The organism is Streptomyces sp. SL06, from assembly GCF_058244745.1.
Genome location: NZ_JBSYOT010000002.1, coordinates 483608 through 501363 on the forward strand (window position 1 = coordinate 483608; position 17756 = coordinate 501363).

General features: G+C 75.2%; 1 protein-coding gene. It reads left to right on the plus strand.

Features of this window, described 5'->3' with window-relative positions:
* The first annotated feature begins 39 nt into the window (after positions 1-39).
* On the plus strand, positions 40-17718 hold the full coding sequence (locus tag AC4IHM_RS02630) for a type I polyketide synthase (protein WP_490865458.1): 17679 nt from the start codon (positions 40-42) through the stop codon (positions 17716-17718).
* The last annotated feature ends 38 nt before the right edge of the window (positions 17719-17756 follow it).

A 17756-nucleotide genomic window follows, 5' to 3' on the forward strand; every position in this document is an offset into this window, starting at 1 on the left:
AGGTGGTTCCCCGGCGGCACGGCGAAAGGGATGTGCGTGATGGGTGCGGTTCACGACGCGGCCACGGGTACCGGCGCCCGTACGGATGCCGGAGCCGACACGGACCGGGGTGGTGGTGAGCCGGTCGCGGTGATCGGCGTCGCCTGCCGCCTCCCGGGCGCCCCCGACCCCGCCGCGTTCTGGCGGCTGCTGCGCGAGGGCCGCGACGCGATCTCCGAGCCGCCGCCCGGCCGCCACCCGGCGGGCGACGACGAGGCCGCGCCCCGCCGCGGCGGCCATCTGGACCGCGTCGACGGCTTCGACGCGGCCTTCTTCGGCATCTCGCCCCGCGAGGCGGCGGCGATCGACCCGCAGCAGCGGCTCGCCCTGGAACTGGGCTGGGAAGCACTGGAAGATGCCGGCATCGCCCCCGACTCGCTCGGCAATGCACCCGCGGGCGTGTACATGGGCGCGATCGCCGACGACTACGCCTCCCTGCTGCGCCGCGGCGGCCCCGAGGGCATCACGCGGCACGTCTTCACCGGCGTCCAGCGAGGTGTGATCGCGGGCCGGCTCTCCTACTCGCTGGGGCTGCGGGGGCCCAGCCTGACGGTCGACTGCGGCCAGTCCTCGTCACTGGTCGCGGTCCACCTGGCCGCCGAGTCCCTGCGCCGCGGCGAGTCGACGCTCGCCCTGGCGGGCGGCGTCCACCTGAACCTGGTACCCGAGAGCACCACCGCCGCCGACCGCTTCGGCGCGCTCTCCCCCGACGACCGCTGCCACACCTTCGACGCCCGCGCCAACGGGTTCGTACGGGGTGAGGGCGGCGCCCTGGTCGTCCTCAAGCCGTTGTCCCGCGCCCTGGCCGACGGGGACCGCGTCTACTGCGTGCTCAGCGGCTCCGCCGTCAACCACGACGGTGCGGGCGAGGGCCTGGCCGTACCGAACGCCGAGGCCCAGCGGGAGGTGGTCACCGCCGCTCTCACCGCTGCGGAGGTGGGCGCGGCGGACGTGCAGTACGTCGAACTCCACGGCACCGGAACGCCGGTCGGCGATCCCGTCGAGGCAGCCGCGCTCGGCGCCGCGCTGGGCACGGCACCCGACCGGACGGCTCCGCTGGCGGTCGGCTCGGCCAAGACCAACGTGGGCCACCTCGAAGGCGCGGCCGGGGCGGTGGGCCTGCTGAAGACCGTCCTCGCCCTGCACCACCGCGAACTGCCCGCCAGCCTCAACTTCGAGACGCCCAACCCGGCCATCCCCTTCGAGCGGCTGCGCCTGCGGGTGCAGACGGCCTCGGGCGCCTGGCCCCTGCCCGACCGGCCGCTCGTGGCCGGTGTGTCGGCGTTCGGGGTGGGCGGCACCAACGCCCACGCGATCCTGACGCAGGCGCCGCCCGCGCGGCGGCGTGGGGCGGACGCGGGTGGCGCGGAGCCGGGGCGGGCGGATACGGGGGACGCCGGCCCGGGGCGGGCGGTGCCGTTGGTGGTGTCGGCGGCCGGCCCCGAGGCGCTTGCGGCGCTGGGCGGGCGTCTCGCGGACCAGTTGGAGTCGGAGCCCGGCCTCCGGCTTCCCGATGTCGCCCACGCGCTGGCCACGACGCGGGCCTCGCTGCCGCACCGGGCGGTCGTGGTCGCCGACGGACACGAAGGCGCCGTGACCGGTCTGCGCGCCCTCGCGGACGGTGTCAACGCGCCGCAGGTGGTCGGCGGAACGGTCACCGGTGCGTCCGGGCCCGGCCCGGTGTTCGTCTTTCCCGGCCAGGGCTCGCAATGGGCCGCCATGGCCCACGCCCTCTACGCCGAGAGCCCCGTCTTCCAACGCTCCCTGGACGCCTGCGCCGACGCACTCGACCCCCTCACCGGCTGGCCCCTCATCACCACCCTCACCAGCGACGACAACACCTGGCTCCAACACGTCGACAAAGTCCAGCCCGCACTCTTCGCCGTCATGACCAGCCTCGCCCACATGTGGACCCACGCCGGCATCCAGCCCGCCGCCGTCATCGGCCACTCCCAAGGCGAAATCACCGCCGCCCACATCGCCGGCATCCTCACCCTCCACGACGCCGCCCACATCATCACCACCCGCTCCACCGCCATGCGCCACCTCTCCGGCCACGGCACCATGGCCACCATCAACGCCCCCGCCCACCACATCGAACCATGGCTCCACGGCCACGACGCCACCATCGCCGCCCACAACTCCCCCACCACCACCGTCATCACCGGCACCCCCCAAGCACTCGACCACCTCACCACCCTCAGCGAAACCAACGGCCTACGCATACGCCGCATCAACGTCGACTACGCCTCCCACTCACCCCAAGTCGACACATACCAGCAGGAGATCACCACCGCCCTCGCCGGCATAGAACCACAACCCGCCCGCATCCCCATGATCTCCACCGTCACCGGACTGCCCGTCCACGGCCCCGAACTCAACCCCACCTACTGGTACACCAACCTCCGCCAACCCGTCCTCTTCCACCAAGCCCTCACCCACCTCATCGAAACAGGCCACCACACCACCATCGAAATCAGCCCCCACCCCGTCCTCACCCCCGCCATCAACGAAAGCCCCATCACCACCACCCTCCACACCCTGCGCCGCGACCACGCCACCCCCACCGACTTCACCACCGCCCTCGCCCACGCCCACGTCACCGGCACCACCCCCACCTGGACCACCCAACTACCTGATCCCACAGGCCGGGTGGACCTCCCGACGTACCCCTTCCAGCGCCGTTCCTACTGGCCGAAGCCGACCACCGCGGCGGTCGCGGCGATCCCGGGGGCCGCCGTGGATCTCGCGCCGGACGAGGAGGACGAGCCCACGAGTCCGTCCGGTACGCCGCTGGCCGGGCGGGTGCTGGACATCGTCCTCAACGAAAGCGCGCGGCTGCTCGGGCACGCCTCGGCAGCCGACGTGCCGCCGCGGGCCACCTTCAAGGACCTCGGTTTCGACTCGTTCGCCGGCGTGGAGCTGTGCAAGCGCCTGTCGGCACTGCTGGGGCGCCGGGTGCTGGTCAACTCGACGTACGACCACCCGAGTCCGGCCGAGCTGGCGGCGTTCCTGGAAGACGAGCGGGGGGCGGTGGAGACCGCCGTCACTCACGGCCGTACGGCGGCGGAGGACGACGATCCGATCGTGATCGTCGGAATGGCGTGCCGCTTCCCCGGGGATGTGCAAGGGCCGGAGGATCTGTGGCGGCTGCTGGTCGAGGAGCGGGACACCATTGGCGACTTCCCCACCGACCGGGGCTGGAACACCGACGAGCTGTACGACCCCGATCCGGCCAACCCCGGTACCTCGTACGTCCGTCGGGGTGGGTTCCTCGACGATGTCGCCGGGTTCGACGCCGCCCTCTTCGGTATCGCACCGCGCGAGGCACTGGCGATGGACCCGCATCAGCGGCTTCTGCTGGAGAGCGCCTGGGAGGTGTTCGAGCGGGCCGGTATCGAGCCCGGTTCGCTGCGCGGCAGTCGTACGGGTGTGTTCGTGGGGACGAACGAACAGGACTATGCCACCTACACCACTTCCGCTCCGGCACAAGGCAGTTCGGCACAGGGCGGTGAGGGCTTCCTGCTCACCGGGCACGCGGCGAGCGTGGCGTCCGGCCGGCTGTCGTACGTCTTCGGTCTGGAAGGCCCGGCCCTGACCGTCGACACCGCGTGCTCCTCGTCGCTGGTCGCCCTGCATCTGGCCGTCCAGTCGCTGCGCTCAGGTGAGTGCGACCTGGCCGTGGCGGGCGGGGCCACCGTCATGTCGACGCCGGGCATGTTCCTTGAATTCTCCCGCCAGAAGGGGCTTTCGGCGGACGGCCGCTGCAAGGCGTTCGACGAGTCGGCGGACGGCACCGGCTGGTCGGAGGGTGTGGGCACGCTGCTGGTGGAGCGGCTCTCCGACGCCCGCCGCAACGGCCACCCGGTCCTCGCCGTCGTCCGCGGCACCGCCGTCAACCAGGACGGCGCCTCCAACGGCCTCACCGCACCCAACGGCCGCTCCCAGGCCCGCCTGATCCGTACAGCACTCGACAGCGCCGGACTGGCACCCGCCGACGTGGACGCCGTCGAAGCGCACGGCACCGGTACCCGGCTCGGCGACCCCATCGAAGCGCAGGCCCTCCTCGCCACCTACGGCAGCCAGGAGCGCGCCCACCCGCTGTATCTCGGCTCGGCGAAGTCCAACGTGGGCCACACCCAGGCCGCCGCGGGCGTCGCGGGTGTCATCAAGATGGTCCTCGCCCTCCGCCACGGGCTGCTGCCGCGCACGCTGCACGTCACCGAGCCGACCTCGCACGTCGACTGGTCGTCCGGCGCGGTCGAGCTGCTGACGCGGAGCCGCTCCTGGCCGGAGGTGGAAAGGGTCCGTCGGGCCGCCGTCTCGGCCTTCGGCATCAGCGGCACGAACGCGCACATCATCCTGGAACAGCCCGAGGAATCGGAGCGGACCGAGGAAGCCGAGCGGCCGACCACGGACGCGACGCCCTCCGGACTGCCCCTGCTCATCTCAGCCGCAAGCCCCGAGGCACTGGCGGCCCTGGGCGAACGCCTCGCCGATCACCTGGAGTCGGAGCCCGACCTCCCCCTCCCCGAGGTCGCCCACGCCCTGGCCACCACCCGCGCCCTGCTCCCCCACCGCGCAGCCATCCTCACCCACGACCACACCACCACCCTCACCGGCCTGCGCGCCCTCGCCCACAACCACCCCACCCCACACCTCATCACCGGACACGCCACCACCGGCCCCGGCCCCGTCTTCGTCTTTCCCGGCCAAGGCTCCCAATGGGCCCACATGGCCCACACCCTCTACGCCGACAACCCCGTCTTCCAACGCTCCCTGGACGCCTGCGCCGACGCACTCGACCCCCTCACCGGCTGGCCCCTCATCACCACCCTCACCAGCAACGACAACACCTGGCTCCAACGCGTCGACATGGTCCAGCCCGCACTCTTCGCCGTCATGACCAGCCTCGCCCACATGTGGACCCACGCCGGCATCCAGCCCGCCGCCGTCATCGGCCACTCCCAAGGCGAAATCACCGCCGCCCACATCGCCGGCATCCTCACCCTCCACGACGCCGCCCACATCATCACCACCCGCTCCACCGCCATGCGCCACCTCTCCGGCCACGGCACCATGGCCACCATCAACGCCCCCGCCCACCACATCGAACCATGGCTCCACGGCCACGACGCCACCATCGCCGCCCACAACTCCCCCACCACCACCGTCATCACCGGCACCCCCCAAGCACTCGACCACCTCACCACCCTCAGCGAAACCAACGGCCTGCGCGTCCGCCGCATCAACGTCGACTACGCCTCCCACTCACCCCAAGTCGACGCATACCAAGACCAGATCACCACCGCCCTCGCCGGCATAGAACCACAACCCGCCCGCATCCCCATGATCTCCACCGTCACCGGACTGCCCGTCCACGGCCCCGAACTCAACCCCACCTACTGGTACACCAACCTCCGCCAACCCGTCCTCTTCCACCAAGCCCTCACCCACCTCATCGAAACAGGCCACCACACCACCATCGAAATCAGCCCCCACCCCGTCCTCACCCCCGCCATCCAAGACACCGCCACCCTCACCGCCCTCCACACCCTGCGCCGTGACCGCGGCACCCCCGCCGACTTCACCACCGCCCTCGCCCACGCCCACGTCACCGGCACCACCCCCACCTGGACCACCCAACTCCCCACGCTCGCCCACCAAACCACCCTCCCCACCTACCCCTTCCAACACCAGCGCTACTGGCTGGATCGCCCCACGGTCACCGCCGCTCAGCCGGGTGTCGACGTGCGCGACCACCCGCTGCTGAGCGCGGCCGTGTCGCTGGCGGGCGCGGGTGTGGTGCTGACGGGCACGCTGGGCGCGGGATCTCCCGAGTGGTGCGGCGATCACGCGGTGTCCGGAACGGTGCTGCTGCCGGGTACCGCCTTCGTGGAGATGGCGGTCCGGGCCGGTGACGAGGTCGGGTGCGGGTCGGTCGAGGAGTTGACGCTGCGGGCGCCCCTGGCGCTCACTGCGCCGGTGACCGTACAGGTGGCGGTGGGCGAGCCGGACGCGTCCGGGCGCCGTCCGGTGACCGTGCACTCCCGGCCGGGGTCGGGCCGCGCGGACGCCGCGTGGACGCTGCACGCCGAGGGTCTGCTGACCGGGAGCGGCCCGGACGGTGCCGACGACTCGCCCGCCGTTCCCGCCGCTCTCGTCTCCTGGCCGCCGTCCGGTGCCCGCCCGCTGCCGACCGGCGCGCTGTACGACGACCTGGCCGGCCAGGGGTACGACTACGGTCCGGCGTTCCGGGGCGTCCATGCCCTGTGGCGCCGCGACGACGAGGTGTTCGCGGAGGTGGAACTGCCTGCGGAGGCGGGCGCGTCGGACGGGTTCCTGCTGCATCCGGCGCTCCTCGACGCCGCTCTGCACTCCGTGGCGGCGAGTGGCCTGTTGCCGCGAGTGGGCGGCATCCGGCTGCCGTTCGCCTGGTCCGGGGTGCGGGTGCAGGCCTCCGGTGCGCGGGCGCTGCGGGTGCTTGTGCGGCGTACGGGGCCGGAGTCCGTGGAGCTGACCGCCGTGGACGGCGCCGGTGCGCCGGTGGTGTCCGTGGCGTCGCTGGCGCTGTTGCCGGTCTCCGTGGAGTCGTTGCGCGCGACCTCCCGGTCCGAGGCGCTGCTCGCGGTGCGGTGGGAGGAGGCCGGGCCGGGCGGTGCGGTGGACGCGGCGGCGCCGACCGAGTGGGCGGCCTTACTCTCCGGTTTTCGGGCGGGCGGGCTCGATGACTTGAGCGCGTCCGACGGGCCGGTACCGCCCGGCGGACTCGCGCCCGTGCTGCTGGACCTCGCCGGTCAGCAGCGTGCGGAAGTCGGCGAGTTGGTCGTGTCCGTGCTGGCTGTCGTCCGCCGCTTCGTGACCGACCCGGGCCTTCGGGACCGCGGGCTCGTGGTGCGGACCCGGGGCGCGGTCGCGGTGGGCGACGAGGACGGGGTCACCGATCCGGCGGCGGCGGCCGTATGGGGTCTGGTCCGGTCGGCGCAGAGCGAGCACCCCGGCCGGTTCGTACTGGTCGACACGGACACGGAGGCCGCTCTCGCGCCGGTCGCGGCCGGCGGGGAGTCGCAGCTCGCGCTGCGGGACGGTACGGCGTACGTACCGCGTCTCACCAGGCATTCGTTCGCCGAGGACACCGCCGCGGCAGCCGTCTTCGACCCCGACCGCACGGTCCTGGTGACCGGTGGCACGGGCGGTCTCGGCTCGCTGGTGGTGCGGCATCTCGTCTCGGCGTACGGGGTGCGGAGGTTGCTGCTGCTCAGCCGTTCGGGGGCGGCCGCGTCCGGGGCGGACGAACTGGTGCGGGCCTCGGCGGAGTACGGCGCCGTGGTCGACGTACGGGCCTGTGACATCGCGGACCGGGAGGCGCTGGCCCGCGTCGTGGCGGAGGTGCAGGGGTCCGGGCATCCGCTGGGCGCCGTGCTGCACCTGGCGGGTGTCCTGGAGGACGCGACCGTCGGGGAGTTGGACGAGGCGGCCGTGGCGGCGGTGCTGCGGCCGAAGGCCCTGGGCGCCCTGCATCTGCACGAGTTGACCGCCGGTCTCGACCTGTCGGCGTTCGTGCTGTTCTCGTCGGTGGCGGGGGTGCTCGGCAACCCGGGGCAGGCCAACTACGCGGCGGCCAACGCGTTCCTCGACGCTCTCGCCGTCCGGCGGGCGCGGCTCGGGCTGCCCGCGCTGTCGCTGGCGTGGGGGCTGTGGGAGCAGCCGTCCGGGATGACCGGGGAGTTGGACGGGCGGGATGTGGCCCGGATACGGCGGGCGGGGCTGTCGCCGTTGCCGGCCGGGGAGGGGCTGGCCCTGCTGGACGCGGCCCTCGCCGAGACGGTGCGGGAGGGCGGCGGCCCGGCCGCTCTGGTGCCGGCGCTGATCGACACGGCGGCGCTGGTGCGGGCGGGGCGGCCCGTGCCGCCGCTGTTGTCCCGCCTCGCGCCGCGTGCCGTACGGCGGACGGCCGCGCAGGGCGTACCGGCGGCGCCCCGGTCGGGGTGGGCGGAGCGGCTGGCCGGTCTCTCGGGCGAGGAGCGGGAGCGGTTGCTGCTCGGGGTGGTGCGCGACGAGACGGCGTTGGTGCTGGGGCACGCGAGCGGGGACGGTCTCGATGTGGCCCGGGAGTTCCGGGAGCTGGGACTCGACTCGCTGATGGCGGTCGAGGTGCGCAACCGGCTGGCGGAGGCCACCGGTCTGACCCTGCCGTCCACGGTGGTCTTCGACCATCCGACGCCCCGCGCTCTGGCCCGGTTCCTGGACGGGCGGCTCACCGGTGGCGAGGAGGCCGTGCCCAGTGGTGCGGGGGCCGCCGCGGTGCGCGGCGACCATGACGAGCCGGTCGCGATCGTGGGGATGGCCTGCCGTTATCCGGGCGGGGTGGAGGGCCCCGCCGATCTGTGGCGGCTCGTGCTCCAGGAGCGGGACGCGGTGGGCGAGTTCCCCGTCGACCGCGGCTGGGACCTGGGCGCGCTGTTCGACCCGGCGGCCGGTGCGCGCGGTACGAGTGCCACGCGGCACGGCGGGTTCCTGGACGACGCGGCCGGTTTCGATCCGGCGTTGTTCGGGATCTCGCCGCGCGAGGCGCTGGCCATGGACCCGCAGCAACGGCTGTTGCTTGAGGTCTCCTGGGAGGCCCTGGAGAACGCGGGTATCGCGGCGGAGAGTGTGCACGGTTCGCGCGGCGGGGTGTTCGCGGGGCTGATGTACCACGACTACGGCACCGGTCGGGGCGAGGTTCCGGAGGGCGTGGAAGGGTATCTGCTCACGGGTGGTGCGGGCAGTGTCGCCTCGGGCCGGATCGCCTACGCGCTGGGGTTCGAGGGGCCCGCGCTGACGGTGGACACGGCGTGCTCGTCGTCGCTGGTGGCCCTGCATCTGGCCGCGCAGTCGCTGCGGCGCGGTGAGTGCGATCTGGCGCTGGCCGGCGGGGTGACGGTGATGGTCGCGCCGGACACGTTCGTGGAGTTCTCCCGGCAGGGCGGGCTGGCGCGCGACGGTCGCTGCAAGTCGTTCGCCGAGGGCGCCGACGGCACCGGCTGGTCCGAGGGCGTGGGCATGCTGCTGGTGGAGCGGCTGTCGGACGCGCGCCGCAACGGGCACCGGGTGCTGGCCGTGCTGCGCGGCTCGGCCGTCAACCAGGACGGCGCGTCCAACGGCCTGACCGCCCCGAGCGGCACCGCCCAGCAGCGTGTCATCCGCCAGGCGCTTGCCGACGCCGGGCTCTCCCCCGCCGATGTGGACGCGGTCGAGGGGCACGGCACGGGCACCGTGCTGGGCGACCCGATCGAGGCCGGGGCCCTGCTGGAGGCCTACGGCAGGGAGCGGCCCGCCGGACGGCCGCTCTACCTCGGCTCGGTGAAGTCCAACCTCGGTCACACCCAGGCCGCGGCCGGTGTCGCGGGCGTCATCAAGATGATCACGGCGTTGGAGGCGGGGGTGCTGCCGCGCAGCCTGCACGCGGACGCGCCCTCGTCGCACGTGGACTGGGCGTCCGGCGGGGTGGAGCTGCTCGCGCGCAGGCGGGACTGGCCCGAGGTGGGCAGGGCTCGGCGGGCCGCCGTGTCGTCGTTCGGGATCAGCGGCACCAACGCGCACATCATCCTGGAGCAGGCGCCGCCGTCCGCCGAGCCTCCCGAGCGCGGCCCGGACCCGGCCGTCGTCCCGCTTCTGCTGTCGGCGGCCGACCCGGAGGCGCTGCGCGCGCAGGCCGGACGCATCGCGACGACCCTGGACGGTGGTGCGGAACTCACGGACGTGGCCTGGTCGTTGACGGCGACGCGCAGCGCGCTGCCCTGGCGGGCCGCGGTCGTGGCCGGGGGCCGGGAGCGGGCGGTGGAGCGGCTGCGGGCGGTGGCCGAGGGGCGGTCCGCCGCCGGGACGCTCACGGGCCGGGCCCGCGAGGACGCCCTGCTGGCGGTCGTCTTCAGCGGCCAGGGCAGTCAGCGGCTCGGCATGGGCCGGGAACTGTACGGCGCCCAGCCGGTGTTCGCCGCCGCCTTCGACGAGGTGTGCGAGCACTTCGCCCCGCATCTCGACGGCTCTCTCCGGGAGGTCGTGTTCGGTGCGGACGCGGAGCTGCTGGACCGCACCGACCACGCGCAGGCCGCGATCTTCGCCGTCGAGGTGGCGCTGTACCGGCTGTTGGAGCACTGGGGTGTGCGGCCGGGGCTGCTGGTCGGGCACTCCATCGGTGAGTTCGCGGCGGCCTGTGTCGCCGGGGTGTGGTCACTCGCCGACGCCTGTGCGCTGGTGGCCGCGCGCGGGCGGCTGATGCGGGCGGTGACGGCGGACGGGGCGATGGCCGCCGTGGAGGCCACCGAGGAGGAGGTGCGGCGCGCGCTGGCCGGACACGGCGACCGGGTCGGGCTGGCCGCGGTCAACGGGCCGTCCGCCACGGTGGTCTCCGGGGACCGGGAGGCCGTCGAGGAGGTGGCGGAGCGGTTCCGGGCCGAGGGCCGGCGGGTACGGCGGCTGCGGGTCGGCCGTGCCTTCCACTCGGCGCACATGGACACGCTGCTCGACGCCTTCGCGGAGGTCGTGTCCCGGGTCCCCTTCCATCCGCCCGCCGTACCCGTCGTGTCGAACGTGACCGGCGCGCCGGCCAGCCCGGACGAACTGTGCTCGCCCGCCTACTGGGTGCGGCACATCCGTGAGACGGTCCGCTTCGCCGACGGTGTGGGCGCGCTGCACGCGGCGGGTGCCACGGCGTACCTGGAGGTGGGGCCCACCGGTGTGCTCACCGGGGCCGTGCGCGACAGCCTGCCCGAGGACGCCTCGGCCACGGTCGTCGCGGCGCTGCGCACCGACCGGCCGGAGACCGCGGCCTTCGTGGAGGCGCTGTCGGCCCTGCACCTGTCGGGGCTGCGGGTGGACTGGTCGAAGGCGTTCGAGGGCACGGGCGCCCGCACCGTCGAGCTGCCCGGCTATCCCTTCCGGCACCGCCGCTTCTGGCTCGCCCCGCCCGCCCGGTCGACGGCACCCGACGGATTCGCCGGTCTGCTCGGCGAGTTGGACCTCACCGAGGAGCAGACGCGGACGCTGGACGCGCTGCTCGGCAGCCGGGACCGCGCCGAGCGGCTGCGGCGCCGGGTCCACCGGGTGGCGTGGGTGCCGGTGAGCGCCGACGGGGCGCGGCTGCACGGGCGGTGGCGGGTGGCGCTGCCCGCCGGTGCGGATGCGGCTGACCCGCGGGTGACGGCTCTGCTCTCGGCGCTGGAACGGGCCGGCGCCGAGGCCGTGACGGGCCCGGCCGGGGACGGTGCCGCCGACGGTGTCGTGGTCGCCGCCGCCCTGGCTTCCGACCCCGGTCTTTTCGCCCTGGAGGCCGCCCGTGCGGCCGGTCCTGACGCCCTGCTGTGGTTTCTCACCGAGGGTGCGGTCTCCACCGGGTCCGAGGACGCGGTGCGCGCGGTGGCGCAGGCCGCGGTGTGGGGGCTCGGCCAGGTGGTCGCGCTCGAACTTCCCGCGGTCTGGGGCGGTCTGGCGGACGTGGGCGGCTTCGGCGACCGTGACCTGGACGCGCTGTGCGCCGTACTCGCCCGCGGCGGGCGGCCCGGCCGGGAGGACCAGGTCGCGCTGCGCGACGGACGGGTGTTGGGCCGCCGTGTCGTGGCGGCGGCCGACGGCGCGTTGGAGGCGGACTCGGCGGGCGCCTGGCGCCCCGACGGTACCGGTGCCGTGCTCGTCACCGGCGGGACCGGGGCGCTCGGTGCCCACACCGCCCGCTGGCTCGTGGACCACGGTGCGCGGCGGCTCGTCCTCACCGGTCGCCGGGGAGAGGCCGCTCCGGGCGCGGCCGAACTCGCGTCCGCCCTGCGCGCGCGGGGGGCCGAGGTGTCGGTGGAGGCCTGCGACGCCGCCGACCGCGCCGCGCTCGCCGGTCTGCTCGCCCGCCACCGGCCCACCGCCGTCTTCCACGCGGCCGGTGTCTTCGCGGCCCGCCCGGTGAGTGAACTGTCCGCCGAGGAGTGGGCCACGGTGCTGGCGGCCAAGGCCGACGGGGCGCGCCACCTGGACGAACTCACCCGGGAGGCGGGCCTTGAGCTGGACGCCTTCGTGCTGTTCTCCTCGATCGCCGGGGTGTGGGGCAGCGCCGGGCAGGCCGCGTACGCCGCGGGCAACGCGGTGCTCGACGCCCTCGCCCAGCGGCGGCGGGCCGACGGGCTGCCCGCGGCGTCCGTCGCGTGGGGGCCGTGGGCGGGCGCCGGCATGGCGGCGGACGGCGAACTGGCGGGGCTGCTGCGGCGCAGCGGTCTGCGCCCGCTCGACCCGGGGGACGCCCTGGCCGCGCTGGCGGAGGTGCCGGCGTCGGGACAGGCCTGCCGGGTCGTCGCCGACGTGGACTGGCCGCGGCTGACGGCGATGTTCGCGGCCGTGCGGCCCGGCCCGCTGTTCGCCCTGATGGCGGCGGACGAGGAGGCGGAAGCGACCGCGGAGGGCGAAGTCGCCGGTGACTTCGCGCGCCGGGTGGGCGCGATGCCGCCCGTGGAGCGGGAGCGGGCGGTCCTGGCGCTGGTGCGGGACGAGGTGGCCGCCGCCCTCGGGCACGACGCGGCGCACGACCTCGATGTCACGCGGACCTTCAAGAGCCTGGGCCTGGACTCGCTGACCGCCGTGGAGGTCCGCGACCGGCTGACCCGGGCGACCGGCCTCGTCCTGCCCGCCACGGTCGTCTTCGACCACCCCACCCCGCGCGATCTGGCCGCCGCGGTCCTCGACCGGGTGACGGGCGTGGCGCGGGAGTCCGGGCCGGCCCCGACCGCGGCGGCGGACGACCCCGTGGCCGTCGTCGGCATGGCCTGCCGCTACCCCGGCGGCGCGGTCGGCCCCGAGGACCTGTGGCGGCTGGTCGCGGAGGAGCGGGACGCCGTCGTGGACTTCCCGGCGGACCGCGGCTGGGACCTGGCCGCGGTGTACGACCCGGACCCGGCCGCGACCGGCACCTCGTACTCCTGCGAGGGCGGTTTCCTGGACGACATCTCCGGTTTCGACCCCGGCCTCTTCGGGATCTCGCCGCGTGAGGCGCTGGCCATGGACCCGCATCAGCGGTTGCTGCTGGAGACGACCTGGGAGGCGTTCGAGCGGGCCGGGATCCCGCCGACCTCGCTGCGCGGCAGCAGCACGGGGGTCTTCGTCGGCGCGGGTGAGCAGGACTACGCGGGCGGGGTGACGGACGCCCCCGAAGGCGTCGCCAACCATCTGCTCCTCGGGCACACCGCCAGCGTTCTGTCCGGCCGGGTCGCCTATGTCTTCGGCCTCGAAGGGCCCACCCTCACCCTCGACACGGCCTGCTCGGCCGGTCTGGTCGCCCTGCATCTCGCGGTGCGGGCGCTGCGCGGCGGGGAGTGCGACCTCGCGGTGGCGGGCGGTGCGACGGTGATGTCGACGCCGGGCGGTTTCGTGGAGTTCAGCCGGCAGCAGGTGCTCGGCCGGACCGGGCGCTGCCGCTCGTACTCCGACGACGCGGACGGCTCCGCCTTCTCCGAGGGCATCGGCACGCTGGTCGTCGAGCGGCTGTCGGACGCGCGGCGCAACGGGCATCCGGTGCTGGCCGTGATCCGCGGTACGGCGGTCAACCAGGACGGCGCCTCCAACGGGCTGAGCGCGCCCAACGGGCGGTCCCAGCGGCGGGTGATCCGGCAGGCCCTCGCCGACGCCGGGCTGTCCCCGGCCGACGTGGACGCCGTCGAGGGCCACGGCACCGGAACCCCGCTCGGCGACCCCATCGAGGCGGAGGCGCTGCTCGACACCTACGGGCGGGACCGGCCGGCCGAACGGCCGCTGTACCTCGGCTCGTTGAAGTCCAACATCGGCCACACCCAGGCGGCGTCGGGCATCGCGGGCGTGATGAAGACGGTGCACGCGCTGCGGCACGGTGTGCTGCCCCGCACCTTGCACGTGTCCGCCCCCTCCTCGCACGTGGACTGGTCGTCCGGCGGCCTGGAACTGCTCACCGAGACGCGAGAATGGCCGCGGGTGGAACGGGCCCGGCGGGCGGCGGTCTCGGCGTTCGGGATCAGCGGGACGAACGCGCATGTGATCCTTGAGCAGCCCGGAGAACCCGAACAGCCCGGGGAGCCCGAAGGCCCCGGAGAACCCGAGGACACGCGGGCGCCGGACGCGCCCGTGCCGGCCGGCTCCGTGGCCCTCGACTCCGGCCCCGCCGTCCTGCCGCTGTCCGCGGCGACCGCGGCCGGGCTGCGCGAGCAGGCCCGCAGGCTGCACGACTGGCTCGCCGGCCGGCCCGAGCAGGCGCCCGCCGCGCTGGGGCGGGCCCTGGCGACCACCCGGGTGACGGACCTCGAACACCGGGCGGCCGTCGTCGCGGGCGACCGGGAGGAGGCGCTGGCCGCGCTCGCGGCCCTGGCCGACGGGGAGGCGCACGCCCGACTGGTCGCCGGTGCCGCCGCGCCGGGCGCGGGTCCGGTGCTGGTCTTTCCGGGGCAGGGCTCGCAGTGGCCCGGCATGGCGGTCGAACTCCTCGGCTCCTCGCCGGTGTTCGCCCAGGCGCTCGCCGAGTGCGACGCGGCGCTGGGCGAGTTCGTCGACTGGTCGGTCCTCGACGTGCTGCACGACCGGGCGGGCGCGCCCTCGATGCGGCGCCTCGACGTGGTGCAACCCCTGCTGTTCGCGGTGATGGTGGCGCTGGCCCGTACCTGGCGGGCGGCCGGGGTGGTGCCGGCGGCGGTCGTCGGGCACTCGCAGGGCGAGGTGGCCGCGGCCTGTGTCTCGGGTGCGCTGTCCCTGCCGGACGCGGCACGGATCATCTGCCTGCGCAGCAAGGCCATGCAGGAGGAGCTGTCCGGGCTCGGCGCGATGGCGTCGGTGGCCGGATCGCGGGAGTGGGTCGCCGCCCGGCTCGCACGCTGGGGCGACCGGCTGAGCGTGGCCGCGGTCAACGGGCCCGAGTCGGTGGTGGTGTCCGGCGAGCCGGCCGCGGTGGAGGAGTTCCTGGCGGACGCCGAGTCGGCGGGTGTCCGGGCCCGCCGGGTCAAGGGCGCGATCGCCGCCGGGCACTCGGCCCAGGTGGAGCTGGTGCGCGACCGCGTACGCGGCGAACTGGCGCCCGTCGCGCCGCGGGCGGGCGAGGTCCCGGTCGTCTCCACGGTCACCGGGACCGTCGTCGACGGCTCCGGCATGGACGCCGACTACTGGTACCGCAACATGCGCGAGCCGGTCCGCTTCGACGCGGCCGTCCGGGAGCTGCTCGACCGCGGCCACCGGGTCTTTCTCGAAGTGAGCCCCCATCCGGTGCTCCTGACGGGGCTTCAGGAGACGGTGGAGGACGCGGGCGCGTCGGCCGCCGCGCTGGGCACGCTGCGCCGCGACGAGGGCGGTCCCGACCGGCTCGCCCTCTCCCTGGGCGAGGCGTACGTCGCCGGGGTGCCCGTCGACTGGCCGCGCGCGCGGTACGCGCACACCCCGCCGGTCTTCGTCGAGCTGCCGACCTACGCCTTCCAGCGGCAGCGGTACTGGCTGGACGCGCCGCGCCAGTCGGCCTACTTCGCCGCTCCGGCCGCCGCGCAGGCACCGGTCGCGGACGACGACTCGGCCCAGCGGCGCTTCTGGGCAGCGGTCGAGAACGGGGACGTCGACGCGCTCCTGGGCGAACTGCCGCTCGTGAACGGGCAGGTGGCGTCGCTGCGCGACCTGCTGCCCGCGCTCGCCGACTGGCGGCAGACCTCACGCGAGGACGCGGCGCTCGACCGGTGGCGGCACCGGGTGGTGTGGGAGCCGGTCGCCACGGCCGCGCGGCCCGCGCTCGACGGCGGCTGGCTGCTCCTCGTACCGGACGAGCCCGCGGCCCGTTCGGTGGCCGCGCGGGTCGAGGCGGTGCTCGGCGCGCACGGGGCGGCGGTGACCCCGCTCGGGCTGCCCGCCGGGGCCGGCCGGGCCGCGGTGGCCCAGGCGCTGGACGGGGTGGAGGCCCCGGCCGGTGTGCTGGCGCTGACCGGGCTGCTCGACGGCCCGCACCCCGAGCACGACGCCGTACCGTCGGCGCTGGCGGCCACGCTGGCCGTCGTACAGGCCCTCGGCGACGTGGACTGGGCGGCGCCGCTGTGGGTGCTGACCCGGGGTGCGGTCGCGGCCGGTCCCGCGGACCCGGTGGCCGCGCCGGAGCAGGCGATGGTGTGGGGGCTCGGGGCGACCGTACGGCAGGAGCATCCCGAGCGGTGGGGCGGGGTGATCGACCTGCCCGAGGACCTGGCGGCGCGCGCGCTGACCCGGCTGGTGGCCGTGGTGTCCGGGGACACCGGCGAGGACGAGGTGGCGCTCAGGGCGTCGGCGGCGCTCACCCGGCGGCTGGTGCCCGCACCGCTCGGCGACCGGCCCGGCGGTTGGAAGCCCACGGGTACGGTGCTGGTCACCGGTGGTACGGGCGCGCTCGGCGGGCACGTGGCCCGGCACCTGGCCGCGCTCGGGGCGCCCCATCTGCTGCTGACCGGGCGGCGCGGCCGGGACGCGCCGGGCGCGCGGGAGCTGGTGGCCGAACTCACCGCGCTCGGCGCGCGCGTGAGCGTCGCGGCCTGCGACCTCGGTGACCGTACGGCGCTCGCGGAGCTGCTGGCGCGGATCCCGGCCGAGGACCCGCTGACCGCCGTCGTGCACACGGCGGCGGCCGTGGACGACGCGCTGCTGACCTCTTTGACACTCGACCAGCTCCAGCGGTCGCTGCGGGTGAAGGCACGCGCCGCACGCCATCTGGACGAGCTGACACGGGACCTTCCGCTGGAGCGGTTCGTGCTGTTCTCGTCGTTCGCGGGCGTCACGGCCGACGCGGGACAGGGCGGATACGCCCCCGGCAACGCCTACCTCGACGCGCTCGCGCTGCACCGGCGGGCGCTCGGCCTGCCCGCGCTGTCCGTCGGCTGGGGGCACTGGGCGGGCGGCAGCGGCCTGGAGGGCGGCGAGGTGGTCGCCAACCGGCTGCACCGCTTCGCGATGGAGTCGATGGACCCGCGGCGGGCGGTGCGCGCGCTGGAGTGGGCGGTGGCCGGCGACAGCGGTCATCTGGTGGTCGCGGACGTGGACTTCACCCGCTTCGAGGCCGGCTCGGTGAGTGCCCGGCCGACCCGGCTGTTCCTCGGCCTGCCCGGCTACGGCGAGGCGGTGCGGCCCGCCGGGGGGCCGGCCGGTGCCCCGGCGGAGACCGGGCGCGCGGCGCAGACCGGGTCCGGCTTCCGCGACCGGCTCGCGGAGACCCCGGCCGGTGACCGTGCGGCGCTGGTGCGGGATCTGGTGCTGCGTCAGCTCGCCGCGGTGCTCGGCCACGGCGACCCCGGCGAGATCTCCGCCACCCGGCTCTTTCGCGAACTGGGCATCGACTCGCTCACCGCGGTGGAGTTCCGCAACCGGCTCGGCGCGGCCACCGGGCTGCGGCTGCCGGTCGGCGTCGTCTTCGACCATCCCACGCCGGAGGCGCTGGCGGCCCACGTGCTCGGCGAACTCGTCGTGGCGGACGGGCCCACCACCGGCGACGACCCCGCGGCGGATGTCGAGCTGGACCGGCTGGAGGCGGCCGTGGACCGGCTCGACGCCCCGGCCTCGGCGGCGGTGGCGGCCCGGCTGCGGGCCCTGCTGGCGCGGCTGCCGGACACCCCGGCGGCGGGCGCCGCCGACGAGTCGCTGGCGGCGGCGACGACCGCGGAGGAGGTCCTCGGCTTCATTCAGGAACGGTTCGGCAGGTGACGGGCCTCCCGGTCCCGGCCCGGTCCCAGGTCCAGCCC